The organism is Rhizobium binae, assembly GCF_017357225.1.
In the GTDB taxonomy this organism is placed as follows: Bacteria; Pseudomonadota; Alphaproteobacteria; order Rhizobiales; family Rhizobiaceae; genus Rhizobium; species Rhizobium binae.
Window position 1 is genome coordinate 345,782 of sequence record NZ_CP071605.1, and the last position, 24,225, is coordinate 370,006.

The window sequence follows — 24,225 nt, forward strand, 5'->3', positions numbered from 1 at the left end:
ATGTTCTGTGTGACAGCGTGTCGTGGTCGATCGTCCGTGCCGTCCCATGAGATCGGAAGACGCTGCGGTATGAGCTTCGGCGGTTCGATCGGGGGCGAACCGTTACCCGTGAGCTTTCGCAACGGAACACAGTTCGATCGGTTCCGATTTAACCAAGCTCAAACCAGTTTTGCCTATGATGAGTCCGTGACTTGGTTTGGAAGGTGGACCCAACGCGGTGAATGGCATTTGGACGCAATTTGGTGGCAACCTTTCTTTCGTGTGCTTAGCCATTGCGCTCTGGGCGCTTTTTTCGATTCAGTTTCAGCGCCGTTCGTTCAGGCTGGAAAAGATCGCGTTCGGAATCATAGCTGGCTGCGCCTCCATCGGATCCATCTTGCTGGCCATTGAATTCCATCCCGGCATCTACATCGACCTGCGCTTTGCGCCGCTCGCATTGGCCGGCATGTTCGGCGGTCCGATTGCGGCGGGTCTCGCCCTATCAATGGCGGCGGCCTTTCGCTTCGTCGTCGGCGGCACAGCCATGGTCGACGGCATCACAACGATGGCTGCCGCGGCCGGCATCGGCATGGCCGGGCATTTCTGGAGCCGCAAGCGGTCACTTGGGCTCTTGGATGTTGCTCTGCTGGGCCTTGCTGTTGGCGGTGTTCTGGTCGTGTCGATGGCCTTGCTTCCCACCCTCGTGATAGCACATGTGCTTTCCGGCGTCGGTTTCCCGCTGACGGCTTTGAATTGCATGGCGACTGCACTGGGCGGTTTCGTGCTCTTGAAGACGCAGCAATGGGAGTTGGAGCGGAGCATATTGGTGACGGCATTCTCGCAGTCGCCCGACTATCTCTATGTGAAGGACCGGAACAGCCGGTTCATTACTGTTAATGAAAACATGACCCGCCTCTTCCGTTTCCGATCGACGGCGGAAATGACTGGCTTGTCCGATTTCAATCTGCTGTCACGGCCGCTCGCCGAGGAATTATATTATCTTGAGCAGCAAGTGATGGATACCGGAGTGCCTCTGATCGATTCCAATGAACTGATCGAAGGCCGCTGCCTGCTCGCCTCCAAGGTCCCGGTGAGGGACAAGCAGGGGCGGGTGATCGGCCTTGCGGGCGTAACACGCGATGTGACCGAGCGCACCACGCTCGAGCGCGAATTGCGCGAAAGCAAGAATCTGCTGTCGCACGCGATGGCGAATATGTCCGACGGCATCGCCATGTACGACAGCAGGGGATTCCTGATTTTTTGCAATGAGCAATATCGCAGCGCCTTTCCGCTGTCGGGGGACGCCCGTGTGGTCGGCGCCCATATCAGCGACATCCTGCGGCGCATCATTGAAACAGGCGAGCGGCCCGACATCCCGGACGGCGACCCGGAAGAATGGATCAAGGCCGCCAGCACTTCCCTGCACAGCAACAAGGATGAGGAGGTCCAGCTTCACAACGGCGACTGGCGCAGCATCCGCACGAGGCTTGCCGAGGACGGCACGGCGATGGCCGTCGTCTCGAACATCACCGCGACGAAGGAGGCGGAAATCGCGCTCAGACTGTCGGCGGAGCAACTGAAGAATTTGGCCGAGACTGACGGGCTCACGGGAATGGTGAACCGCCGGGCTTTCGACGAAGCCTTCGCCCGCGAGACGGCCGGCAGCGCCCGAAAGAACACGCCGTTCAGCCTTCTGATGGTCGATGTCGACCGCTTCAAGGCCTATAATGATACTTATGGTCATCCCGCCGGCGATCAGTGTTTGCGTACCGTCAGCAAGTGCCTGCGCCAGTCCGTCAGCCGGCCGGCGGACATCGTCGCGCGCTACGGCGGCGAGGAGTTCGTCGTGTTCCTGCCCGACACCAGCGCAAAGGGGGCAATGATCGTTGCCGAGCAATTCGCGCGGCGCCTCGGCCAAGAGAATATCAATCATTCCGGCAGCGAATTCGGTCGGGTGACCGCGAGCATCGGCATATCGTGTGCAACGGGGGCCGTCCTGCGCACCAATCCGAATCGTCTCCTGACCGAGGCGGACGCCGCGCTCTACGACGCCAAATCGCAAGGGCGCAATCGCATTCTGGCCCATTCGCCAAATCCCGAACGGCACGCGCTGAAGGACGTCGGGTGATCGACCAACCGGATCGACCTTTGGCGTACTCCTTCTAATTCGATAGGTTTTTTCTATCGAACCATCGTTCTCGTGGCCTTGATGTCTTCGTCGCTTCGACAATAGAGGAGCGCATGGACACGAAATTTATTGGCAAGAAATCGGCGGCAGCCGGCGGTTGGGGCGCTCTGAAGAGTTGCGGCAGGCAATTGCTGCAAAGCGGCATGCCCATTTCAGGGGCACGGACGATGCTGAAGGCGAACCAGCCGGATGGCTTCGATTGCCCGGGTTGCGCCTGGGGCGATCCGGAACATGGATCGTCTTTCGAATTCTGTGAGAACGGCGTGAAGGCTGTCGCCTGGGAAGCGACGGAGAAGCGGGCGACACCCGGCTTTTTCGCGGCGAACACGGTATCCGATTTGCGTCGGCTCGGCGATTACGAACTGGAACGCAACGGCCGCCTCACGCATCCGATGCGCTACGATGCGGCAAGCGACCGTTACCTGCCTGTCGCGTGGGAGGATGCCTTCGCAGAGATCGGCCGCATCCTCAAGGGGCTCGATAATCCGGATCGTGCGGAATTCTATACGTCCGGCCGGGCCAGCAACGAGGCCGCCTTCCTCTATCAGCTATTCGTGCGCGTCTACGGCACCAATAATTTTCCCGATTGCTCCAACATGTGCCACGAGGCCAGCGGCATCGCCATGCGCCATGCGGTCGGCGTCGGCAAGGGCACCGTTCTTCTGGAGGATTTCGAGCAGGCCGATGCGATTTTCGTCATCGGACAGAACCCGGGCACCAACCATCCGCGAATGCTCGGCGACCTGCGCCGGGCAGCCCTTCGCGGCGCGCGCATCGTCGTCTTCAATCCGATCCGCGAGCGCGGCCTGGAGCGCTTCTCCGACCCGCAGGACAAGATCGAAATGCTGCGCGGTGCTTCGACCGATATCGCCAGCCATTATCTGCAGCCGCATCTCGGCGGCGACATGGCAGCGGTGCGGGGGATGGCGAAGGCCGTGCTGGCTGCGGAAGACGCAGCCGTGGCCGCCGGTCTGTCGCCGGTTCTCGATCATGTGTTTCTTGCCGGACACTGCGGGGGTTTTGCCGAATACCGGGCGGCTGTGGAGGCGACGTGCTGGGCCGACATCGAAGACCAGTCGGGGTTAAGCCGAGAGGAGATCGAACGGGCCGCCGATGTCTATATCAAGTCCGAAAGGGTGATCTGCACCTGGGCGATGGGCGTCACCCAGCATCTGCATTCGGTGGCGACGATCCGCGAGATCGCCAACTTCATGTTCCTGCGCGGCAATATCGGCCGGCCCGGCGCCGGCCTTTGCCCGGTGCGCGGCCATTCCAACGTGCAGGGTGACCGAACTGTCGGCATCGACGAAAAGCCTGCGGACGATTTCCTCGATGCGCTGGAGAAGCATTTCCGCTTCGCTGTCCCGCGCCAGCACGGCCATAACGTGCTTGCCGCGATCGGGGCGATGCTCGACGGCTCGGCCGAGGCCTTCATCGGACTTGGCGGCAACTTCGCCCGCGCCACACCCGACAGCACCCTCGTCGAAAGAGCGCTTCGCCGGCTGAAACTGACGGTGCATATCGCGACCAAGCCGAACCATTCGCATCTGATGCCGGGCGAGAGGGCCTTTATCCTGCCGTGTCTCGGACGGACCGAGATGGATCTCAACGCGGCCGGCAATTCCCAGCTCGTGAGCGTCGAAGATTCGATGAGCATGGTGCATGGTTCCGCCGGCATCAATCGTCCGGCCTCACCGCATCTCCTCTCGGAAGTCGCCATCATTGCCGGTATCGCGCGCGCGACGGTCGGCCTTTCCGTGGTCGACTGGGCGGAACTTGCCGAGGATTACGACCGCATCCGCGATCATATCGAGGCGACCATTCCCGGCTTCGAGGATTACAACAGGCGCCTGCGAAGGCCGCGCGGTTTCCATCTGCGCAATGCCGCCGCCCATCGGGAGTGGAAGACGCCCACTGGCAAGGCGTCATTCTCCTGCCAGGCACTTCCCGAACAGACGGTGCATCAGCGCGCACGAAAACGCGAGGGACGCTTCGCCCTGCAGACGTTCCGCTCGCACGATCAGTACAATACCACGGTCTACGGCCTCGACGACCGATACCGCGGCGTCTACGGAGAGCGTCAGGTCATCTTCATTCATCCTGAAGATCTGAAGGCGATGAACGCCGAGGCCGGCGACCGCGTCGATGTGGTCGGCGAGCACGATGACGGCATCGAGCGCGTCGCACGGGATTTTCGCTTTGTGCCCTATGACATTCCGCGGGGCAGCATCGCCGGCTATTATCCCGAGCTGAACGTGTTGGTGCCGCTTGGCAGCGCCGGTGAGGAAAGCGACACGCCGACCTCGAAATCGATCTTGGTTTCCTTCCGCCGGCGAAATGCCGCGTGAGCGAAGAGGCATTCGACGCCGCCCGATTTCTCGCCCTTGTCACTGCTGCGCAAGACAGGGATGCCAGGCTGACCGCGATGCAGGCCGGTCTGGTCGTCGCCGCGGATCTCGAGATAGCATCTGACAGCCGCTCCTTTGCACGCAGGCTGGGGATCGCGCATGCGCTTGTGCTGCGGGAACTCAACGCGCTGGCCGAGCGTGGCGATACGCTTGAAATCGTCAAGCGGGATCCGAGGACGATGCGAGCGTTTTACAGATTGGCCAAGCCCTGAAGCAGTCGCGCAAAATCGTGCATTGATCTTGCAATGACGGCGATGCAGGCCGACTTATCGCCGGTTCACGCGCTTCCTCGTCTCCGAGGGGTATTCCCCATAGGTGGTTTTATAGACCGCGGAAAAGCGGCCGAAATGAAAGAAGCCCCATTTGAGGCAGATGGCCTTCATCGTTTCTCTGCTTTCGGGATCGAGCAGATCCTGGCGCGCCGCGCGCAGACGAAGCATCAGCAGATAGGCGGCGGGAGACGTTCCCTTGAAGGCGCGGAAACCGGTTTCGAGCGCCCTGCTCGAGACGCCGGCCGCTTCGGCCACCTTCGGCATGGTGATAGGCTGATCGATATTCGCCTGCATGAACTCAATCGCCCTGCGCACATGCCTCGGAGCGATCAGGGCCGCCCCCTTGTAGAGGAAATGCGACAGCCGGTGCGGCACCACGCGCACCACCAGATCGGCCAGCGCCTGCGTCATGTGCGCCATGGCGATCGGCGACTGCAACAACGGGCCGTCGTCGCGCATCCCTGACATGATCGTTTCGGTGAGATTGCCGATCGTCCGGCCAACCGGCGTCGACAGATCCAGTTCCGGCAGCAGGTCGAGCGATCCACTGAACGGCATTTCGAAAGTCTGGCCGATTGTCTGGAGGATAACGGGCCAGTTGATCAGCAGTTCGTCAATGACGTTCCCTTGCCCATGCATGAGAACGCTGTCGGGTTCAAAATTGTTGTAGAGAAGCAATTTCCCTTGCCCGGCCTCGGCCTTGCGCGCTCCATAGGTCACCCCCATGCCGCCGCGGCGGGGGACGACGAGCGACAGATATTCCGCCGTGCTGACGGTCGGCTCGATGTTGAACTGAAATTCCGCCTCATGATAGCCGGTCACCAGGACCGCGCTGTCCGCCACCGAAAAATCCAATCCCCAATGGAAGTCCTTGGCGCGGCCGACGGGCTCGGCATCAAACGCGCCAAAAGCGCCCCCGAGGGTTTCCACCATGTTGTCGAAGGACGAACCATGGAATCGGAAGGAGAATGGCTTTGCGCTGTTTTCCGTCATGCTGCTCCCGCCATTTCTTCTGGCTGAACATGGAGCACGGCGTCGGTTGCATGGCGATCGAGATGATGTACGTCCCTCTTTCTCGCCGCCGTTGCTGGCATCGCCTTTCTCCTTCGCACTTTCTCAGGATCTGATGGATGGAACGATGTGCGAGACCTGCGCGCATATTAGCGAAAATGAAGGCTCAGCGCAGCACGCGGCTGCACAGAGGCCAAGCTTCGGGCTGATGCGGGGGTCGAAGGGATTTCGGTCAAGCGACCTCGGGTCGAAAAAAGGGAATCTTTTGAATGTTTTATCGACAATGCCCATCGGTCGGACTTTCCTGGCCGGCAGGAACTGACAGAACCGGCAGCGCTTGACAAGTCTTGGCCGTGCCGCCTTTGATGATAATCCGATGATGAAACGATTGGCCAGCCTGCACAGAGGGCGCGGTTCGATGCGCAACGCAAAAGTCGCCTGCCGAAGGTTCTAAAGTGGACCGCTCGAGGTAGCCTTCGGCAGGCTGACAGGCAGTTGGCATACGCACGGGATGGAGTGCGTATGAATGGAGCCCCTCCCATCATTTGGGGTGATCGATAGAGGGGTTTGGCTTCAGACCGTAGGCCATCATGGCCCGGTCACAGTTACTTTAGTGTTCCGCAGCCATGGAGCAATTGTCGCGCGTCGTTATTGTTCATCGGTCGGCTTTTCGCGACGCAGTCTGGACTGGTCCTGCGCAAAATGTATAGGCCGGCGCTTCACTCTCCAGTCTTCGCCGCTGCGCATCAGAGCTCCAATGCGACTCGCCGTTCCTCATGGAAGGCATAGGGTGCCCGGCGCCGTGCGGCGCAGTCGCCGCTCTCCATGGCATCGATACCCCTGCAGACGCAATTCCCGGCCCAGCCAATCGGCCGCGCCATTGGCGGTGGCAAGCACCAGGCTGTCGCCTGCCTCGAAAAATGATCCAGCAACGCGGCGCCATTGCCGTGCCATTCCAGCGCACTCACCTCCAGAACCCATTTGCCCCTGAGCCTCTTCAAGGTCCGCCGAAGCGGCACGTCGGCAGTCGTGCGCTGAAGCTCCTTGCCGATGAAGGGATCGGGGGAGAGCATCGTCCAGGTGCCCATCCTCAGCCAGCTTCCAGGCACTGCCGCAGCCGCGCCAGCCGCCTCCTTCGTCCAGCGTGGCCATGTTTGCCGTATGCGCCCCGAAGACGATCCGGTTGCGCAAGCTGCGCCCGCGCAGGTTGACGGGCGAAAACAGACGCGTAAAAAGCATCGACATCCTGATCTCTCAGACAGCCGGCGTGCGCGGTATGGCACGGTGACGCCTTCAGTCGGGGTCGCCGGCCAAGCCGCGAAAGGCCGCGCGGAGCTTCAGAGCGCGACCGAAAGGGGACTGTTGTGCCGGGCGGCCACCTCCTGCGAGTTCACCATCGCGCCGGCGAGCTGGCGGAAGGTGACAAGCCCCAGGGTTTCCCCTGTTGGCGACACCACCCTGGCATCGTCGTCCGGGGTGGCGGCCAGCATGCGGACGGCCTCTTCGACCGTCGTGCCCGAGACGATCGTCAACCCGCCGGGTGCGGCGGAATGGAGCGGCGTCATGACGGCTTCGACATGGACGACCCGTCCCCGGTTCACTTCCTTGACGAAGTTGGCGATGTATTCGTCGGCCGGGCGCAGCACGATGTCCTGGCTGGTGCCCTGCTGGATGACTTCACCGTCGCGCAGGATGGCGATCTGGTCGCCGAGACGCAGCGCCTCGTCGAGATCGTGGGTGATGAAGACGATGGTCTTCTTGATCTCCTTCTGGATGTCGAGAAGCACTGTCTGCATGTCGGTACGGATCAACGGGTCGAGGGCCGAATAGGCCTCGTCCATCAGAAGCACCGGCGCATCATTGGCCAGTGCCCGCGCCAGGCCGACACGCTGCTGCATGCCGCCGGAGAGCTGGTTGGGATAGCGCTGCTCGAAGCCCTTGAGCCCGACCCGCTCCAGCCAGCGCATGGCGATGTCGATGGCTTTGGCCCGCGCCATGCCCTGCACTTCAAGGCCGAAGATGGTGTTGTCCAGGACGTTGCGGTGCGGCAGCAGCGCAAACTTCTGGAACACCATCGCCGTCTGCTGCCGGCGGAACGTCCGCAATTCGGTCTCGTTCATTTTCACGACGTCGATGCCATCGACCAGCACTTCGCCTGATGTTGGGTCGATCAGCCGGTTGATGTGGCGGATGAGCGTCGATTTGCCCGATCCCGAAAGACCCATGACGACCTGGATGCAGCCGGAGGGAATCTCGAGATTAATATCTCGGAGGCCAAGCACATGACCGTATTTCTGGTTGAGCTCGGTCTTCGTCAAGCCCTTCTGAACCGCATCGACGTGAGCGGAGGGGGTCGGGCCGAAGATCTTGTAGAGGTGGCGGATCTTGATGCCGCCGAAATGATGCTCAGCCATGGACGGTCTCCCGATGCTTCTGGAGCCTTTTGCCATATGCCTGGCTGACCCGGTCGAAGATGATGGCGATTCCGACAATGGCAAGGCCGTTGAAAATGCCCAGCGTGAAGTACTGGTTGGCGATCGCCTTCAGCACCGGTTGGCCAAGGCCCTGGACGCCGATCATCGAGGCGATGACCACCATGGCGAGCGCCATCATGATCGTCTGGTTGATGCCGGCCATGATGGTGGGCAGCGCCAGCGGCAGTTGCACCTTGAACAGCTTCTGCGATCGCGAGGTGCCGAAGGCGTCGGCGGCTTCGAGCACGTCCTTGTCGACGAGGCGGATGCCGAGATCGGTCAGGCGGATCATCGGCGGGATGGCGTAGATGACGACGGCGATCAGGCCGGGTACCTTGCCGATGCCGAGCAGCATGACGACGGGGATGAGGTAGACAAAGCTCGGCATGGTCTGCATGACGTCGAGGATCGGATTGACGACGCGCTGCAGGCGGTCGGAGCGGGCCATCAGGATGCCGATCGGGATGCCGATGGCGATGGAAAGAACTGTGCAGACGAAGATCATCGAGACCGTCCGCATCGTGTCGTCCCACATGTCGAAATAACCGATCAGCATCAGCGTCACCAGACAGCCGAGGACGATCTTCAGGCTGCGGCTGGCAAACCAGGCGATGACGAGAATGATCGAGGTGATGATCGGCCACGGGGTCTGGGTCATGAAGCGTTCGGCGGCGATCAGGAAATGCTGCAGCGGCACGAACAGGCTTTCGATGCCGTCGCCATAGCTGCGGGTAAAGCCGCGAAAGCCGTCATCGATCGCCTTCTTTAAATTGCGAAGCGCTTCATCGTTCATGTGCGGAAATTTATAAAACCATTCCATCTTGGTTCCCCTTTCGTCAAACAGCCGTGGCAGTCTTTTTGATCTTGTCGGCGTGTGAGAGGCGGTGCGCTTGTCGCGCACCGCAATTTTGATTTTAGAGAGCAGCTTCGATCTTCGCGGCCGCCTCCGGCGAGACCCACTTGGTCCAGATGTCCTTGTTCTCTTCCAGGAAGTGCTTGGCACCGTCTTCGCCGGTCGCCTGGTTGTCGGTCATCCACGACATCAGCTTGTTGACCGTGTCGTTGCTCCAGGAGCGCTTCTTCAGGTAATCCATCACCTCGGGGCTAACCTTTTCGGAGAACGGCTTGGCGACGAGGGTGACGACGTGGTCGACCGGCCAGGCCGCCGGCTTTGGATCGGGGCAATCGGCAACGGTGATGCAGCGCTTCCACTCGGCGGCATCTTCCGGAACGCCGGCTTCGAGCTTGACCATTTCATACTTGCCGAGCAGCGCGGTCGGCGCCCAGTAATAACCGACCCAGCCCTCCTTGCGTTCGTAGGCCTTGGCGATCGAACCGTCGAGGCCGGCAGCAGAACCGGTGTCGACGAGGGTGAAGCCCGCCTTCTCGGCTCCGAAGGCCTTGTAGAGCTGCGAGGTGACGACCGTGCCGCCCCAGCCCTGCGGGCCGTTGACGATGGCGCCCTTTTTCGCGTCCTCCGGATCAGGGAAGAGTTCCGGATGCTTCAGCACGTCGCCGATGGTCTTGATGTCGGGATGGGCGTCGGCGAGATATTTCGGAATCCACCAGCCCTGTACGCCGCCGTCAGGCAGCGGCGAGCCGGCCTGCACGATGCGGCCTTCTTCCGTGCCCTTCTTGACGACATCCGGCAGCAAATCGATCCAGGCTTCGGGGGCGATATCAGGCTGACCCTTTTCAGCCATGGACGTGATCGTCGGGACGGTGTCGCCGACGGTGATGTCGGCGCTGCAGCCGTAACCTTCGTTCAGGATGAACTTGTCCAGGTTGGAGAGAACTTCGGCGCTCTGCCAGTTCATGCTGGCGATGGTGACGGTGCCGCATTCGGCGGCGCTGGCGAAAGACGCGCCGCTGAGCAGGCCGAACGTCAAACATGTCGATGCGAGTAGTTTCTTCATTCTCGTTCCCTCTATTTAGCGGCGGATCTAGCCAGGCGGGGTGCCGCAGTACCTGCCCTCAACGGTCGTCAGGAGGCGTCTCCCATACTCACCGATTTCTTGAATGCTGCCGATAGTCCGCCTGCCACCGCATCGTCGAAGCCGGCGGCGCGCATGCCTTCGATGGCCGCCGCCGCTGTGCCGCGATAGTCGAGAAAGGCACCAACGGTATCGTCAGGAGATTCGTCGCGGTGTTCCAGCAGGTGGCCGGCGCCAACCAGCACGGTATTGACGGCGCGCCGCGCAATCCCGGCCGAAAGTCCATGGGCGACGGCGTCGCTCATCATGGCGGCAGCGAGCAGCGCCGGAAATGCCGGCCCTGATCCGGAAAGGCCCGTGAGGTAGTCGATGTCGCGTTCGCTTGCGACTTCGTCCTGTGATCCGCAAGCCTCGAAAATGGCGCCGACAATGGCCCGGTCGTCTGCCGTGACACCGCTCGCGCCGATCCAGGGCGTATAGGATCTGGCTACTTCGGCGGCAGCATTCGGCAGCGCGCGGACGACGCGACCGGTGTTATGGCGCTCTGAAAGGGCGCCCAGTCGGATGCCCGCCATGACTGAGACGACCAGCTTGCCGCCGGCATCGACCCTCAGGCCATGCCAATCACCGGGGCGAACGGAGAGAATGATTACGTCAGAATGGTCGGCAAGCGCCTGATTGTCAGAGGTCCAGGAGGCGTTCGGGAAGCGGCGCAGCTGTGCGCTGCGATAGGAGAGGCAGAGATTTCGAGAATCGACCAGGCCGGCATCAATGATCGAGCCGGCGATTGCCCCGCCAAGCCAGCCGCCGCCACCGATTATGCCGATCCTCAAGGAAACGCTCATCTCCGGCCTTCCTCTAACTGGGCCTATAGCCATGCCGAGAGAAGAAGCGATCAAGCTCTCTCTGCTGCGGCACTTCGCCAGTGTAGATCGCAATATACTCCGGAATCCGTTTCATGCGGACGGCGATATCCTCCTTCGACTGCATGGAGATGTACCCGATCTGCACGAGGTATGTTGTTCGCGCTCTGACATCCGATGTCGTTTCTGGTAACCCGAACCGAATAAACATGCGCTTCAGCGCCTCCAGCCGGATCAGGTCGGCCTGCTGAACCTCGGCCAAAAGCTCGTCCGACTGCAGCGCCCAGCTGCGGATGGCGAATTCGAATTTCGCGTCGAAGAGATCGGTGTTGAGCCAGCAATCGAAGACGTTGAGCATGGCCTCGGCTAGCGATTCCGCGTAAGCCTCGGACTGCTTGATGATGTTGCCGGTGTTTTTGTCGCGCCACCGCGCCACCAATGCGCTCAACAGTTCTTCCCGATCCTTAAAGAACCAGTAGAAGCTCGTTCGCGAGAGATTGAGCTTCTTCGCCAGCGGCAGAATTTTCACCGAGTCGACGCCCGACTCGAGAAGCGATTGGTACGCTGCCTCCAGCCACCCCTCCTGTGATCCGCGCCAACCAGTGTCGTTCAAAGCCTGATCCATGAACAATCTCCTATCAAATTACGACACGGCGCACAAGAAAAATGTACATAAGTGTCGAAAAGAACGACTTAACTGTTTTCTGCGTTGACACATGTGTACATTACGCCTAGCGTTCCCTTGTCGTTTTTAATCCGGAACCACGGCCCATGTCGAATGATCCTCTTCTTCAGCCTTACCAGCTCAAGCATCTGAAGCTGCGCAACCGTATCATCGTGACCTCGCACGAGCCGGCCTATCCGGAAGACGGTATGCCGAAGGAAAGATATCGCGCCTATACGGTGGAGCGGGCAAAGGGCGGCGTGGCCCTGACGATGACGGCGGGGTCGGCGGCCGTCTCCAAGGACAGCCCGCCGGTCTTCAACAACCTGCTCGCCTATAAGGACGAGATCGTCCCCTGGATCAGGGAAATGACCGACGCGGTGCACGAGCAGGGGGCGGCGATCATGATCCAGCTCACCCATCTTGGCCGGCGCACGCGCTGGGACAAGGGCGACTGGCTGCCTGTTGTGGCGCCGTCGCATCATCGCGAGGCTTCCCATCGCGCCTTCCCGAAGAAGATAGAAGACTGGGACATCGAGCGCATCATCAAGGATTTCGCCGACGCGGCCGAGCGCATGAAGGCGGGCGGCATGGACGGTGTCGAACTCGAGGCCTACGGCCACCTGATCGACCAGTTCGTGTCTCCGCTCACCAATGAGCTCGATGGCCCCTATGGCGGTTCGCTCGACAATCGTCTGCGCTTCTGTTTCGACGTGTTCAAGGCAATCCGGAAAAGGGTGGGCGACGATTTCATTCTCGGCCTGCGCTATACGGCCGACGAATGTCTTCCTGGCGGCACGGGCAAGGCCGAGGGCCTCGAAATCTCCAAGCGATTGAAAGAGAGCGGACTCATCGATTACCTGAACGTGATCCGCGGCCACATCGACACCGATGCCGGCCTGACAGACGTGATCCCGATCCAGGGAATGGCGAATTCGCCGCATCTCGAATTCGCTGGCGAAATTCGCGCCGCGACCGATTTTCCGACCTTTCATGCGGCGAAAATCCCGGATGTCGCCACGGCGCGCCACGCGATCGCGGCCGGCAAGGTCGATATGATCGGCATGACACGCGCCCACATGACCGACCCGCACATCGTTCGCAAGATCATCGAAAAGCGGGAAGAGGAAATTCGGCCCTGCGTCGGCGCCAACTACTGTCTCGACCGCATCTACCAGGGCGGGGCCGCCTACTGCATCCACAATGCCGCCACCGGCCGCGAACTGACCATGCCGCATATTGTGGCCAAGGCCGATGCGAAGAAGAAGGTCGTTATCGTCGGCGCCGGTCCGGCCGGTCTTGAGGCGGCGCGTGTGGCCGGGGAACGCGGCCACACGGTCGTTGTTTTCGAAGCGGCGAACAATCCCGGTGGCCAGATCCGCCTCACCGCCCAAAGCGAACGCCGCAGGGAGATGATCAGCATCATCGACTGGCGTATGAGCCAGTGCGAGAAACACGACGTGACCTTCCACTTCAACACCTGGGCGGAGGCCGACACGATCGAAGCCGAAAACCCCGATGTCGTCATCATCGCGACCGGCGGCCTGCCGCATACCGAAGTTCTTTCGAGGGGCAACGAGCTGGTGGTTTCCTCATGGGACATCATCTCCGGCGACGTGAAGCCGGGTGCCAACGTCCTGATCTTCGACGATGCCGGCGACCATGCCGGCCTTCAGGCGGCGGAAGTGCTCGCCAAGGCGGGCGCCAAGGTTGAGATCATGACGCCCGACCGGTCGTTTGCGCCCGAGGTCATGGCGATGAACCTTGTGCCCTATATGCGCTCGCTTCAGAAGCACGACGTGACCTTCACCGTCACCTATCGCCTGGAAGCGGTCGAGAAGAGCGGCAATCAGCTTGTCGCCCATGTCGGCAGCGACTACGGCGGGATTGCCAAGCAGAGCAGCTACGACCAGATCGTCGTCAATCACGGGACCATTCCGCTCGATGAGCTCTATTTCGAGCTGAAGCCCAATTCGAGCAACCTCGGCGAGATGTCGCACGACCAGCTTCTGGCCGGCGAACCGCAGTCGGTCGTACGCAATCCCAAGGGCAAATTCCGGCTGTTCCGGATCGGCGACGCTGTCGCTGCGCGCAACACGCATGCCGCGGTTTATGACGGCCTGCGCATCGCGAAGGATATATGATCGCAGAAGGGGCCACCGGTGGCCGGCCTAAAATCGTCTGTTTTAGGGAGGGGATGGCATGAGTTCACGCGGGGGAAGCCTGCAGCTTTTCTTGGACGCAGCGTCTCAGGCTTTCCAGACGTTTGCGACAGCCCCTGAGGCCAGGCGCTCGATCCGCCAGTTTCTCGCAACGCTGGAGCAGCCGGGAACCGCACGTGCGGGCGACGGAAGCCGGTTGTCGGTCTGCGCTCACCTTGATGTGGCGCTTGCGATTGATACCTCCTATGATCCTTCGCTGGGCCGATTGGTCGAGGCGTTCAAAGGCATCGAGCCAATGCTTGAATGGCGTCGGCGCACCAAGTATGACCACTCGGCGAGCGACAGTTTTGCCGATGGGCATGCCAATGCGATGATCATCGGTCCCGGCGGATTGGAGGAGCGGAGCGACCTTTGGCTGGGGGTGACGTTGATGGCGCCGCATGTGCGCTATCCGGATCATGATCACGCGCCAGAGGAGGTCTATCTCGTGCTTTCCGAGGGGGAGTTCAGGCAGGGGGAGGGGAACTGGTTTTCGCCTGGCATCGGCGGATCGTTCTATAATGTCCCGGGGATCAAACATGCCATGAGGTCGGTCGATACGCCGCTCTTCGCCTTCTGGGCGCTGCTTGCCGATCGGCCGCACTAGCGCGATGCGCGAACTCAAGAGCTTGCAGCGTCCTGTGCGCATATGAAAAGACGTCCGGCGCAGTAGAACCGGCATTCGGAATAACAAAGGGGTTTGCAAATGAAGATTCTCGTGCCCGTCAAACGGGTTGTCGACTACAACGTGAAGATCCGGGTGAAGCCGGATGGTTCGGGTGTCGAGCTTGCCAATGTGAAGATGTCGATGAACCCGTTCGACGAGATCTCGGTGGAAGAGGCGCTGCGGCTGAAGGAGGCCGGCAAGGCAGAAGAAGTGGTGGTCGTGTCGATCGGTCCGGCCAAGGCCGAGGAAACCTTGCGCACCGCCCTGGCCATGGGCGCCGACCGGGCGATCCTGGTCGAGACCGACGATCAGGTCGAGCCGCTCGCCGTCGCCAAGATTCTCAAAGGTGTGGCCGATGCCGAACAGCCCGGCCTCATCATCGTCGGCAAGCAGGCGATCGACGATGATAGCAACCAGACCGGCCAGATGCTGGCGGCGCTGCTCGGTTCGGCCCAGGCGACCTTCGCCTCGAAGATCGAGATCGACGCTGCCGTCCCTGGGGGCAAGGCTGAGGTGACCCGCGAGGTCGACGGCGGCCTGCAGACGATCGAGATCAAGCTGCCGGCGGTCATCACCACCGATCTGAGGCTCAATGAACCGCGTTATGCCTCGCTGCCGAACATCATGAAGGCGAAGAAGAAGCCGCTCGACAAGAAGAGCCCTGCCGATTTCGGCGTCTCCACGACGCCGCGGCTGAAGGTGTTGAAGACCGAGGAGCCGAGTGGCCGCAAGGCCGGCGTCAAGGTCAAGTCGGTCGCTGAGCTGGTCGACAGGCTGAAGAACGAAGCCGGCGTGCTGTAATCGGGTTGGAACAGGAGCAATTATCATGACCATTCTTCTTCTGGCCGACCATGACGGCAATCACCTCTCCGACCAGACCGCCAAGGCGCTGACCGCTGCCTCAAAGATCGGCTCCGACGTGCATGTGCTGGTCGCCGGCAAGGCCGCCAAGGCTGCCGCCGAACAGGCTACCAAGCTTTCCGGCGTTTCCAAGGTGCTGCTGGCCGAAAGCGATGCGCTTGCCAACAATCTCGCCGAGCCGCTTGCCGATCTGGTCGTCTCGCTCGCCGGCTCCTATGACACGATCGTCTCGGCCGCCACCTCGGTCGGCAAGACGGTGCTGCCGCGGGTCGCCGCTCTGCTCGATGTCGCCCAGGTGTCGGAGATCATCGAGGTCGTCAGCCCCGATACCTTCAAGCGGCCGATCTATGCCGGCAACGCCATCCAGACGGTGCAGGCAAGCGATGCCAGGAAGGTGATCACCGTGCGCACCGCCTCGTTTGCCTCGGCGCCGGAAGGCGGCTCGGCCAGCGTCGAGGCGATCGCGGCTGTTTCCGATCCAGGCCTGTCGCGCTTCGTCTCCGATGCGCTGTCGACGTCCGAACGTCCGGAACTGACCTCGGCCAAAGTCATCATCTCGGGCGGCCGGGCGCTCGGTTCGGCCGAGAAATTCAAGGAGGTGATCCTGCCGGTTGCCGACAAGCTGGGGGCCGCCGTCGGTGCATCGCGCGCCGCCGTCGATGCCGGTTATGCGCCGAACGACTGGCAGGTCGGCCAGACCGGCAAGGTGGTGGCGCCCGATCTCTATATCGCCTGCGGCATCTCCGGGGCCATCCAGCATCTCGCCGGCATGAAGGATAGTAAGGTGATCGTCGCCATCAACAAGGACGAGGAGGCGCCGATCTTCCAGGTTGCCGATTACGGCCTTGTCGCCGATCTGTTCGACGCCCTGCCGGAATTGCAAAAGGCGCTTTAACGGGGAGACCGAACGTGGCGCGCATGGCGGGACGTCCAATCAGGCCGGGTGCCGACCTTCTCCTGAACGATGAGGAAAAGCCGGCCTACATAAGGCTGCACGACATCGGAAGGGAAAGGCGTCCCCGACCGCTGCAGGAATTTCTCAACGACGTCGGGGGGTTGATGCTGTCGGCCGACGCTCCGGCCGTTGCCAGTTTCGTTGCGGGCAAGGTCCTTCAGAGGCTGCTCAAGACAGGCAAGGTGCACCCGGAAGGAGGCCCTCTTCCCGGGGTGCCCGAGGGATTGGATGACGCCATCGGTCATTTGGCGAGATCCGGACGGAAATACGAGGCGATCGCCGGCCAGTTCAAGCACCTCGCCGACAGGCTGCTCTGGAGACGCGGCCGCACTGGCCCGTTTGCCAGTCTGAACTTCGGCAATACACACTCTCATGCGGTTCTTGTCGGTCCTGGCGGCATGGAGGAGCGCGCCGATCTCCGGGTGGGCGTGATCTACATGGATCGCTACACCCGCTTCCCCGATCATGTTCAGACGCAGCCCCGCGCCTTCATTCTGCTTTCGCCGGCAGAAATCTGCCTTGGCGATTCCCAGTGGTTTTCTGCCGCGACCGGAACGGTCTTCGCGAATGATGCGGGGCAATCCTTCGCGATCAGATGTACGGCCCAGCCGCTTCTCGCGGTATGGTGTCAGGTCGAGCCGGGATGATACCGCGCTGAGGCCGTCGGATCGTGTCGGTCTCAGCTGTATCTCGGCATATCTAACAATCGAAATTGAATAAACAGGAGGGATTATCAAATGGACGTTCGCGCCGCCGTAGCCGTTCAGGCTGGAAAACCGCTCGAAGTGATGACCGTGCAGCTGGAAGGGCCGAAGGCCGGCGAAGTGCTGGTCGAGGTCAAGGCGACCGGCATCTGCCATACCGACGATTTCACGCTGTCCGGCGCCGATCCGGAAGGCCTGTTCCCGGCGATCCTCGGCCATGAGGGTGCCGGCATCGTCGTCGATGTCGGCCCCGGCGTCACCGCGGTGAAGAAGGGCGACCACGTCATCCCGCTCTACACACCGGAATGCCGCGAATGCTATTCCTGCCTCAGCCGCAAGACCAATCTCTGCACCGCCATCCGTTCGACCCAGGGCCAGGGTGTGATGCCGGATGGGACCTCGCGCTTCTCGATCGGCAAGGACAAGATCCACCATTATATGGGCTGCTCGACCTTCGCCAATTACACGGTGCTGCCGGAGATCGCCCTTGCCAAGGTCAATCCCGACGCCCCCTTCGACAAGATCTGCTACATCGGCTGCGGTGTGACGACCGGCATCGGCGCGGTGATCAACACTGCCAAGGTCGAGATCGGTTCGACGGCGATCGTCTTCGGCCTCGGCGGCATCGGCCTCAACGTGCTGCAGGGCTTAAGGCTCGCCGGCGCCGACATGATCATCGGCGTTGACATCAATCCTGACCGCAAGGCCTGGGGCGAGAAGTTCGGCATGACGCACTTCGTCAATCCGAAGGAGGTCGGCGACGACATCGTCCCCTATCTCGTCAATATGACGAAGCGGAGCGGCGACCTGATCGGCGGCGCGGACTACACCTTCGACTGCACCGGCAACACCAAGGTGATGCGCCAGGCGCTGGAAGCATCCCACCGCGGCTGGGGCAAATCGATCATCATCGGCGTTGCCGGCGCCGGCCAGGAAATCTCCACCCGGCCGTTCCAGCTGGTCACCGGCCGCAACTGGATGGGCACCGCCTTCGGCGGCGCGCGCGGTCGCACCGACGTGCCGAAGATCGTCGACTGGTACATGCAGGGCAAGATCCAGATCGACCCGATGATCACCCACACCATGCCGCTCGAAGACATCAACAAGGGCTTCGAGCTGATGCACAAGGGTGAAAGCATCCGGGGCGTGGTGGTCTACTGAGCGATGAAAACCATCTCGACCGACAAGTCTTACGGCGGCACGCAAGGGGTCTACGTCGATCGCTCAGAGGCCTGCGGCTGCGACATGACCTTTGCGGTCTTCGTGCCACCTCAGGCGGCCGAAGGCAAACGTCCGGTTCTGTGGTACCTGTCCGGCCTGACCTGCACCCATGCCAATGTCATGGACAAGGGCGAGTATCGGCGGCTTGCCGCCGAGCTCGGGCTGATCATCGTCTGCCCGGATACCAGCCCCCGCGGCGATCATGTGCCCGATGAACCCGACAACTGGCAGTTCGGCAAGGGCGCCGGCTTCTATGTCGATGCCACCGAGCCGCCGTTTTCGACAAATTATCGGATGTACAGCTACACTGCCGACGAACTGCCGCGCCTCCTCGCCGAGGAATTTCCAGCGGACATGGACCGCCAGGGAATCTTCGGCCATTCGATGGGGGGACACGGCGCCATCACCATCGCGCTCAAGAACCCGGAGCGCTTCCGGAGCTGCTCGGCCTTCGCGCCGATCAGCCACCCCTCGGTTTCCGGCTGGTCGAAACCGGCCTTGCGGAAATATCTCGGCGCCGATGAGAAGGCCTGGAGGGCCTACGATGCCTGCTCGCTGATCGAGGACGGGCACCGGTTCTCGGAATTCTTCATCGACCAGGGAACGGCGGACAGCTTCCTGGAGGACGGGTTGCGCCCAGAGGAGCTCCGGCAAGCCTGCGAGGCGGCCGGAATTCCCCTCAAGCTTCGCATGCAGGAAGGCTACGGCCATTCCTACTTCTTCATTTCGACTTTCATGGAAGACCATCTGCGCTGGCACGCGCAGAGGCTCGAATGACTGCAGGGCTCGGCCGTGCATAACGCGAACGGCCAGGGAGGGAAGGAGAGAAGCAATGAGCAGTATAGCCATTCATCCGGCAGTGGATTCAGGCTTTCGAGCGACTGACGCTGCTTTCACGGGCGGGACGCTCGTATGTAATTGCGCGAGCAATCCGGTCAAGGTGAGGATCAAGGGTGATATCGCCCATAACCACGCCTGCGGCTGCACCAAGTGCTGGAAGCCGGAAGGTGCGGTCTTCTCGATCGTAGCGGTCGTGCCGACGGCGAGCGTCGAGGTGCTCGAGAACGGCGACAAGCTCGCGGTCGTTGACTCCGCAGCCCTGATCCAGCGGCACGCCTGCAAGGAATGCGGCGTGCATATGTATGGGCCGGTCGAGCGCGAACACCCGTTCCAGGGACTGTCGTTCATCCATCCTGAGCGCTTCCAGGAAAGCGGCTGGGCAAAACCGACCTTTGCGGCTTTCGTGTCGTCGATCATCGAAAGCGGCTTCGATCCCGCCAAGATGGATATGATCAGAGCACAACTGAAGGCGTCGGGTCTCGAGCCCTATGATTGCCTTTCGCCGGCGCTGATGGACTATATCGCGACCTGGACCGCCAAGAAGAGCGGCGTGCTCGCCGCTTGAATTTTTCGGGGAGCGCCGACGCCGGCGCTCCCCGGTCAGCCGGGCATCGGACGATAGACGTTCCACAACGCCCTTAGGGGCCGCGGATAAAGCGGCAGAGCGCACACGTACGCCTCGATGACGGCGGCCTTCTCCCAGAACGAGTTCGGCGGCGGCGTGCCGGGTGCGGAATGGGAATGAAAAGCAGGAGTAACAACAATGAACTTTGTGGACGGCTCTCTATGCCGACAAAGATCCAGTTCAAAATCCTCCTTCCCGAATGCACTGATCGTGGAATTCGGGTGACGGCGGAAAGAAGATCTAAGGCGCGATCAGGATGATCGATATCGCGACCTCTATCAATGCAGCAATCCCAATCATGGTATTGGGCTTGCTGAGAGACCGAACAAGACAGAGCGCCGAGCGCTTGGGAACGGGGAGGAGGTCATGAATCTTTCGGACCTGTACGTCCCCCTGCGCTTTCCTGGCACCAGCCGTCAACCGGAAGCTGGACGCGGATGAGCAGACAAAATGCTTTTTCGTCGGCGATCGCGACCCGCTGGCGCACGGTTTTCAAATTCGATGAGGGCGTTCGAAGGGGCGGGAGATGAACATGCGACCTGAGCAGCATCGGTTGATAGACGATGGCGCAAAACAGCCGGCCCGACTGAAGGTGGGCTTCGTTCTATCGCGGTCCTTCACGCTGTCGGCCTTCGCCCTGTTTGTGGATACGCTGAGACTCGCCAGCGACGAGCAGGATCGTTCCGGGAGGGTACTTGCCGACTGGCAGGTGATCGGCAGCACGCGGCACCTGATCACGTCGAGCTGCGGCGTCCAGGTGGCGCCGACCTCGGATTTTGTCGATCCCTCAAGGTTCGATTACATCGTTGTCGTCGGCGGCCTGCTGACGGTCGAAAATCCGGTCGACCAGCAGACGATCACCTTCCTGCGACAGGCGGATGCGAAGAAAGTGCCGCTGATCGGCGTTTGCACCGGCTCGTTTATCCTTGCGGCGGCGGGCCTGATGAAACGGCACGAATCCTGTGTCAGCTGGTTGCATTACAAGGAATTTCGGGAGCGATTTCCGGAGCTTGCCGTCCGTTCCGACCGGCTCTTCAATCTCGATCGGCAGCGCGGATCCTGCGCCGGGGGCAGTAGCGCGGCCGACATGGCGGCATTGCTCGTGCGGAAGTACATCAGCCGCGACGCCGAACGAAACGCGCTTGAGGTGCTTCAGATCGAGAAGGCCCGAACGCCATCGGATATTCAGCCGCGGCGACCGCTCTATGACGACTATGACGACGCCCGCGTCAAGGCGGCGATGATCACCATGGAGCAGTTCGTCGACGGCAGCATGCCGATCGAGAAGCTTGCGGCCATGGTCGGTCTTTCCAGACGCCAGCTGGAGCGAATCTTCATCGAGAAGACGGGCATGTCGCCCGCCAAGGCCTATAACCGCGTTCGCATGGAACGGGCAAAATCGATCCTTGCCCAGTCGAAGGCGCCGCTCATCGAGATCGCGTTGGACGTCGGTTTCGAAAACGCCTCGCAGTTCACGCGGACGTTCAAGCGCACATTCGGGCAAACGCCCTCGCAGCATCGCGCGGCGGCCTTGAGAGCGCACTGAAGTGGTTTGGCATCGACGTCTCAGACGTCGTCAGCATCCGGCCGATCCCCTGTTCGGTGAGTAAGCGATGTCGCACTTTCCGGGAGGATGGTGCCCGCCACGGAAAACGAGCTTGCCGCCGAAGGCCGCTATAACGTGATCGTGCCGATCAAAGCCAAACCCAGCCAGGCGCCTGATCTCGCCGCTGCCTGGCTGACGGCCCACTGCACGGTTGATCAGAGGCCGAGGCCGGGTGTCGCCGTACGATGAACGCCCTTCGGCAGGAAGGCGAACTGATCCGCCAGGCCGAGGAAGTCGGCCGCCAAGTGCATGACCGAAAGCCACATTTCCGTTCCCTGCAGGCTCGCTTCGCCGCCGTCGGCGAATGGGAAGCCTTCGCCGTCCCGCCATCTGTCGAGCCCCCTGGAGATCACGTCGCGCGCGATCGCCCCGCCGTCGGCCCGGCGGTAATCGGTCTGCCGCCCGATCAGCAGCAGCGGATGGATCGTATCGAGAAGGTTGCACGCATTGTATTTCTCGGCAACGAAGCCTTTGTGATTGCGATAATTCAGATGAACGGTCTCGATCGCGGCATGCGGATGTGGAAGCGGCATGCCGAACTGCGCATAGGTGCCGCGCGTCAGGCGGTAAAAGCCGTTCACCGGCTGGAGCCATCCCTCCAGCGCCGTCGGCTCGCCCCAGAGGCCGGAGACACCGTTGGCATTGCGGCTCAGCCACTCGAAGAGCGCCAGCCGCGGCCCTTTGATGCCGAAATACCTGGCGTTGAAGTACATGGCGGTTCCGATGGCGTCGACGACGCTGCCGGCGTGCCACGCCCGGCTCGACCAAGGCAGGGCGCTCAGCCATTGCTCCAGCTCCGAAGCATCGATCTGAACCGCCTGGATGCTGTGCCGTGGTCCGGAGCCGAGCAGCTCGAGCGCATAACCGACTGAAAGCACATTGTAGAGCGCCTTCGGATCCTCCCTCAAAGCCCGGCCGTGCACACGCGAATGCAGTTCCGGGAAAAGGCCGGTCCGCCGATCCTGAAGACCCTGGAGACGCTCGACGGTTTGCGCTGGATCGAGCCCGGGCGGCAGCTGTTCGAAGCCGGCCGCGATCTCGATGGCATCACAGAGATGCCGGATCGCCGGCCGCCTGATCCCGTCCGCTCCCAGCGATTCATAGCACTCAGGTGTTTTCCAGCGCGCGACGATATCAGGCCATTGCTCTTTCGCCTTCTGTCCGAGCCTGACCAGTCGATCTTCGATCTCTCCAATGCCGGATCTCCTGGCCGGTGCGCCCCGGCTCCGCAGCACTTTTGCCGGTACGCCGCCGGCAATCGCGAGGGCGGGAATATCTTGCGTGACCACCGCCCCGGCAGCAATGATGGCGCCGTTGCCGATGGTGACGCCATCGAGGATCACGCAATTGGCGCCGATCCAAACATCATCGCCGATGACGATGCCGATGCTGACGACGCCCTGGCGATGGATGGGCCGATCGGGATCGTCGAAGCCGTGATTGAAGCCGACGATCGATGCATGCGAGGCAATTCTGACCCCATTGCCGCACGTCACCTTGCCGGAAACGCAGGCATAGGGATTGATCGAGCAATCGTCGCCGAGGATCACGTCGCCTCGCACAAGCGCATGTCCTGCAATCCAGGACCGCTCGCCCATCCTCAGGCTCTCGGTATAGATCGCAGCATTTTCGGCGATATACGAAGTCTCGGCCAATTCGGCGTCGCATGACTGTCGAAGCTCCGCCTTGCGGGCGAGGTGAGCGGGATGGTCGAGATCCGCCGCGATGCGCTCCCAGGGGAGATATTGCAGCCGACGCGATTCGCGCTGCTCGTCTGCCGATAAGGGGACGCTATTGGCTTGGTCCATCTTGATCTCGCACTCAGCTTCAGTCGCCGAATATCGGCTTAGCAGGACTGTCGGCAGCCGTCTTCCTTCACGAAAGGCTTGAGCCGAATTTGTCCCAGCCTTCCTTGATCGTCTCCATCGCCACATTGGTCGAGGTGTTGGCAACATGGGGGAGTGTCGAGATGCGCTCGCCCAGCACGCGACGGTAGCGGCCGATGTCGCGGGTGCGGATCTTCAGGAGATAGTCGAACCGGCCGGCGATCATGTGGCACTCCTCGACTTCCCTGATCTTCTTGATGGCCTCGTTGAAGCTTTTCAGCGCATCCTCGCGCGTGTCGGAGAGTTTCACTTCGACGAAGGCGATGTGGTCCAGCTGCATCTTCGATGGATTGAGGACGGCCTTGAAGCCTTCGATGTAGCCATCGCTGATCAGCCTTTTGAAGCGGATCTGGCACGGCGTCTTCGAAAGCCCGACGCGCGCGGCGAGATCGGTGATCGACAGCCTGCCATCCTCGGCGAGTGCGACAAGGATCTTTCTGTCGAACTGGTCCAATTCACTAAAGATGTCGGTTTCTGTGGCCATTTGAACTCTCGATAATCGGCTTATAAGTTCATACAGCTTGAAAACCGTTGAAATCAAGTGAGATCGCAATTTGCGACTGTGGTAGATTATGCGTAGGCAATGGGCGGACCGGCGCAGCCGCTTGGCGCGTTGCCGGGCCCGGTGGCTGCGGCGCGCAAAAAGGGAGGATCATAGATGCATCAGAGAAAAGCGGATGGCGAACCAGAACCCGATCTGCTCGCTCACGATCGGCCGGTGGCGATAGGAGCGGTCGCAGCGGCATTCACCCTCAAGCGCGACGAGCACAATACGCCTCCGCTTCACGAAACGGAATATTCCGGCAAGATTTTTGCGGATAATGACACCTGGGACGACGAACCCGCTGTTCCTTTTATCCGTTAGA

General features: G+C 61.3%; 22 protein-coding genes. 13 read left to right on the forward strand and 9 right to left on the reverse strand.

Annotation, left to right across the window (positions count from 1 at the left end; genetic code table 11):
• Window positions 1–217 precede the first annotated feature (217 nt).
• The 3 genes from J2J99_RS23615 (at window position 218) to J2J99_RS23625 (ending at window position 4,787) form a co-directional block, all read left to right on the forward strand.
• Window positions 218–2,107 (forward strand): diguanylate cyclase, encoded by a 1,890-nt coding sequence (locus tag J2J99_RS23615; protein WP_168301921.1) that lies wholly within the window; start codon window positions 218–220, stop codon window positions 2,105–2,107.
• Window positions 2,108–2,220: 113 nt separating this feature from the next.
• Complete coding sequence (locus J2J99_RS23620; protein WP_168301920.1) at window positions 2,221–4,515, forward strand: FdhF/YdeP family oxidoreductase; 2,295 nt, start codon at window positions 2,221–2,223, stop codon at window positions 4,513–4,515.
• A complete protein-coding gene (locus J2J99_RS23625; protein ID WP_168301919.1) occupies window positions 4,512–4,787 on the forward strand; it encodes a hypothetical protein in 276 nt (91 codons plus the stop codon). The genes J2J99_RS23620 and J2J99_RS23625 overlap by 4 nt, the downstream gene beginning before the upstream one ends.
• 54 nt (window positions 4,788–4,841) lie before the next feature.
• Here the strand turns inward: J2J99_RS23625 and J2J99_RS23630 are convergent, their stop codons facing one another.
• The 7 genes from J2J99_RS23630 to J2J99_RS23660 all read right to left on the reverse strand — a co-directional run bounded on the left by J2J99_RS23630 (window position 4,842) and on the right by J2J99_RS23660 (window position 11,754).
• Complete coding sequence (locus tag J2J99_RS23630) at window positions 4,842–5,840, reverse strand: AraC family transcriptional regulator (RefSeq protein ID WP_168301918.1); 999 nt, start codon at window positions 5,838–5,840, stop codon at window positions 4,842–4,844.
• 764 nt (window positions 5,841–6,604) lie between these two features.
• On the reverse strand, window positions 6,605–6,946 hold the full coding sequence (locus J2J99_RS23635) for a hypothetical protein (protein WP_246735455.1): 342 nt from the start codon (window positions 6,944–6,946) through the stop codon (window positions 6,605–6,607).
• Between the two features lie 249 nt (window positions 6,947–7,195).
• Window positions 7,196–8,272 (reverse strand): quaternary amine ABC transporter ATP-binding protein, encoded by a 1,077-nt coding sequence (locus J2J99_RS23640; RefSeq protein WP_168301917.1) that lies wholly within the window; start codon window positions 8,270–8,272, stop codon window positions 7,196–7,198.
• Complete coding sequence (locus J2J99_RS23645; protein ID WP_168301916.1) at window positions 8,265–9,152, reverse strand: ABC transporter permease; 888 nt, start codon at window positions 9,150–9,152, stop codon at window positions 8,265–8,267. The genes J2J99_RS23640 and J2J99_RS23645 overlap by 8 nt, the downstream gene beginning before the upstream one ends.
• A gap of 94 nt (window positions 9,153–9,246) precedes the next feature.
• Window positions 9,247–10,248: an ABC transporter substrate-binding protein gene (locus tag J2J99_RS23650; RefSeq protein WP_168301915.1), complete on the reverse strand. Its 1,002-nt coding sequence runs from the start codon at window positions 10,246–10,248 to the stop codon at window positions 9,247–9,249.
• Between the two features lie 68 nt (window positions 10,249–10,316).
• Window positions 10,317–11,111: a pyrroline-5-carboxylate reductase family protein gene (locus J2J99_RS23655; RefSeq protein ID WP_168301914.1), complete on the reverse strand. Its 795-nt coding sequence runs from the start codon at window positions 11,109–11,111 to the stop codon at window positions 10,317–10,319.
• Window positions 11,112–11,124: 13 nt separating this feature from the next.
• On the reverse strand, window positions 11,125–11,754 hold the full coding sequence (locus tag J2J99_RS23660; protein ID WP_168301913.1) for a TetR/AcrR family transcriptional regulator: 630 nt from the start codon (window positions 11,752–11,754) through the stop codon (window positions 11,125–11,127).
• 146 nt (window positions 11,755–11,900) lie between these two features.
• Here J2J99_RS23660 and J2J99_RS23665 point away from each other — a divergent pair, with 146 nt between their 5' ends.
• The 9 genes from J2J99_RS23665 to J2J99_RS23705 all read left to right on the forward strand — a co-directional run bounded on the left by J2J99_RS23665 (window position 11,901) and on the right by J2J99_RS23705 (window position 21,413).
• Complete coding sequence (locus J2J99_RS23665) at window positions 11,901–13,937, forward strand: NADH:flavin oxidoreductase (protein WP_168301912.1); 2,037 nt, start codon at window positions 11,901–11,903, stop codon at window positions 13,935–13,937.
• Window positions 13,938–13,995: 58 nt separating this feature from the next.
• Entirely contained in the window at window positions 13,996–14,601 is a 606-nt protein-coding gene (locus tag J2J99_RS23670) for a dimethylsulfoniopropionate lyase (RefSeq protein ID WP_168301911.1), read from the forward strand.
• A 99-nt stretch (window positions 14,602–14,700) separates the two neighbouring features.
• On the forward strand, window positions 14,701–15,462 hold the full coding sequence (locus J2J99_RS23675) for an electron transfer flavoprotein subunit beta/FixA family protein (protein ID WP_168296686.1): 762 nt from the start codon (window positions 14,701–14,703) through the stop codon (window positions 15,460–15,462).
• Between the two features lie 25 nt (window positions 15,463–15,487).
• The gene (locus tag J2J99_RS23680; RefSeq protein ID WP_168296685.1) at window positions 15,488–16,417 is read left to right on the forward strand and encodes an electron transfer flavoprotein subunit alpha/FixB family protein; all 930 of its coding nucleotides are present in this window, start codon (window positions 15,488–15,490) and stop codon (window positions 16,415–16,417) included.
• Between the two features lie 14 nt (window positions 16,418–16,431).
• A complete protein-coding gene (locus J2J99_RS23685; RefSeq protein WP_168301938.1) occupies window positions 16,432–17,124 on the forward strand; it encodes a dimethylsulfonioproprionate lyase family protein in 693 nt (230 codons plus the stop codon).
• Between the two features lie 90 nt (window positions 17,125–17,214).
• A complete protein-coding gene (locus J2J99_RS23690; protein ID WP_168301939.1) occupies window positions 17,215–18,342 on the forward strand; it encodes an S-(hydroxymethyl)glutathione dehydrogenase/class III alcohol dehydrogenase in 1,128 nt (375 codons plus the stop codon).
• A gap of 3 nt (window positions 18,343–18,345) precedes the next feature.
• Window positions 18,346–19,179 (forward strand): S-formylglutathione hydrolase, encoded by an 834-nt coding sequence (gene fghA, locus J2J99_RS23695; protein WP_168301940.1) that lies wholly within the window; start codon window positions 18,346–18,348, stop codon window positions 19,177–19,179.
• Window positions 19,180–19,234: 55 nt separating this feature from the next.
• Window positions 19,235–19,807 (forward strand): S-(hydroxymethyl)glutathione synthase, encoded by a 573-nt coding sequence (gene gfa, locus J2J99_RS23700; RefSeq protein WP_168301941.1) that lies wholly within the window; start codon window positions 19,235–19,237, stop codon window positions 19,805–19,807.
• 592 nt (window positions 19,808–20,399) lie between these two features.
• The gene (locus J2J99_RS23705) at window positions 20,400–21,413 is read left to right on the forward strand and encodes a GlxA family transcriptional regulator (protein ID WP_168301942.1); all 1,014 of its coding nucleotides are present in this window, start codon (window positions 20,400–20,402) and stop codon (window positions 21,411–21,413) included.
• A 215-nt stretch (window positions 21,414–21,628) separates the two neighbouring features.
• Here the strand turns inward: J2J99_RS23705 and J2J99_RS23710 are convergent, their stop codons facing one another.
• Window positions 21,629–23,281 (reverse strand): acyltransferase, encoded by a 1,653-nt coding sequence (locus J2J99_RS23710; RefSeq protein ID WP_168301943.1) that lies wholly within the window; start codon window positions 23,279–23,281, stop codon window positions 21,629–21,631.
• A gap of 67 nt (window positions 23,282–23,348) precedes the next feature.
• On the reverse strand, window positions 23,349–23,843 hold the full coding sequence (locus tag J2J99_RS23715; RefSeq protein WP_168301944.1) for an Lrp/AsnC family transcriptional regulator: 495 nt from the start codon (window positions 23,841–23,843) through the stop codon (window positions 23,349–23,351).
• Between the two features lie 174 nt (window positions 23,844–24,017).
• Between J2J99_RS23715 and J2J99_RS23720 the strand changes: the two genes are divergently transcribed.
• Window positions 24,018–24,224 carry a hypothetical protein gene (locus tag J2J99_RS23720; RefSeq protein WP_168301945.1) on the forward strand — a complete coding sequence of 69 codons (207 nt, stop codon included), beginning with the start codon at window positions 24,018–24,020 and terminating at the stop codon, window positions 24,222–24,224.
• The last annotated feature ends 1 nt before the right edge of the window (window position 24,225 follow it).

Excerpts from the sequence above, each read along its gene's own strand:
- J2J99_RS23620 (WP_168301920.1), top strand. The coding sequence starts at position 2,221 with ATGGACACGAAATTTATTGGCAAGAAATCGGCGGCAGCCGGCGGTTGG.
- J2J99_RS23630 (WP_168301918.1), bottom strand. The coding sequence starts at position 5,840 with ATGACGGAAAACAGCGCAAAGCCATTCTCCTTCCGATTCCATGGTTCG.
- J2J99_RS23635 (WP_246735455.1), bottom strand. The coding sequence starts at position 6,946 with ATGGGCACCTGGACGATGCTCTCCCCCGATCCCTTCATCGGCAAGGAG.
- J2J99_RS23640 (WP_168301917.1), bottom strand. The coding sequence starts at position 8,272 with ATGGCTGAGCATCATTTCGGCGGCATCAAGATCCGCCACCTCTACAAG.
- J2J99_RS23645 (WP_168301916.1), bottom strand. The coding sequence starts at position 9,152 with ATGGAATGGTTTTATAAATTTCCGCACATGAACGATGAAGCGCTTCGC.
- J2J99_RS23650 (WP_168301915.1), bottom strand. The coding sequence starts at position 10,248 with ATGAAGAAACTACTCGCATCGACATGTTTGACGTTCGGCCTGCTCAGC.
- J2J99_RS23655 (WP_168301914.1), bottom strand. The coding sequence starts at position 11,111 with ATGAGCGTTTCCTTGAGGATCGGCATAATCGGTGGCGGCGGCTGGCTT.
- J2J99_RS23660 (WP_168301913.1), bottom strand. The coding sequence starts at position 11,754 with ATGGATCAGGCTTTGAACGACACTGGTTGGCGCGGATCACAGGAGGGG.
- J2J99_RS23665 (WP_168301912.1), top strand. The coding sequence starts at position 11,901 with ATGTCGAATGATCCTCTTCTTCAGCCTTACCAGCTCAAGCATCTGAAG.
- J2J99_RS23670 (WP_168301911.1), top strand. The coding sequence starts at position 13,996 with ATGAGTTCACGCGGGGGAAGCCTGCAGCTTTTCTTGGACGCAGCGTCT.
- J2J99_RS23675 (WP_168296686.1), top strand. The coding sequence starts at position 14,701 with ATGAAGATTCTCGTGCCCGTCAAACGGGTTGTCGACTACAACGTGAAG.
- J2J99_RS23680 (WP_168296685.1), top strand. The coding sequence starts at position 15,488 with ATGACCATTCTTCTTCTGGCCGACCATGACGGCAATCACCTCTCCGAC.
- J2J99_RS23690 (WP_168301939.1), top strand. The coding sequence starts at position 17,215 with ATGGACGTTCGCGCCGCCGTAGCCGTTCAGGCTGGAAAACCGCTCGAA.
- fghA (WP_168301940.1), top strand. The coding sequence starts at position 18,346 with ATGAAAACCATCTCGACCGACAAGTCTTACGGCGGCACGCAAGGGGTC.
- gfa (WP_168301941.1), top strand. The coding sequence starts at position 19,235 with ATGAGCAGTATAGCCATTCATCCGGCAGTGGATTCAGGCTTTCGAGCG.
- J2J99_RS23705 (WP_168301942.1), top strand. The coding sequence starts at position 20,400 with ATGCGACCTGAGCAGCATCGGTTGATAGACGATGGCGCAAAACAGCCG.
- J2J99_RS23710 (WP_168301943.1), bottom strand. The coding sequence starts at position 23,281 with ATGGACCAAGCCAATAGCGTCCCCTTATCGGCAGACGAGCAGCGCGAA.
- J2J99_RS23715 (WP_168301944.1), bottom strand. The coding sequence starts at position 23,843 with ATGGCCACAGAAACCGACATCTTTAGTGAATTGGACCAGTTCGACAGA.
- J2J99_RS23720 (WP_168301945.1), top strand. The coding sequence starts at position 24,018 with ATGCATCAGAGAAAAGCGGATGGCGAACCAGAACCCGATCTGCTCGCT.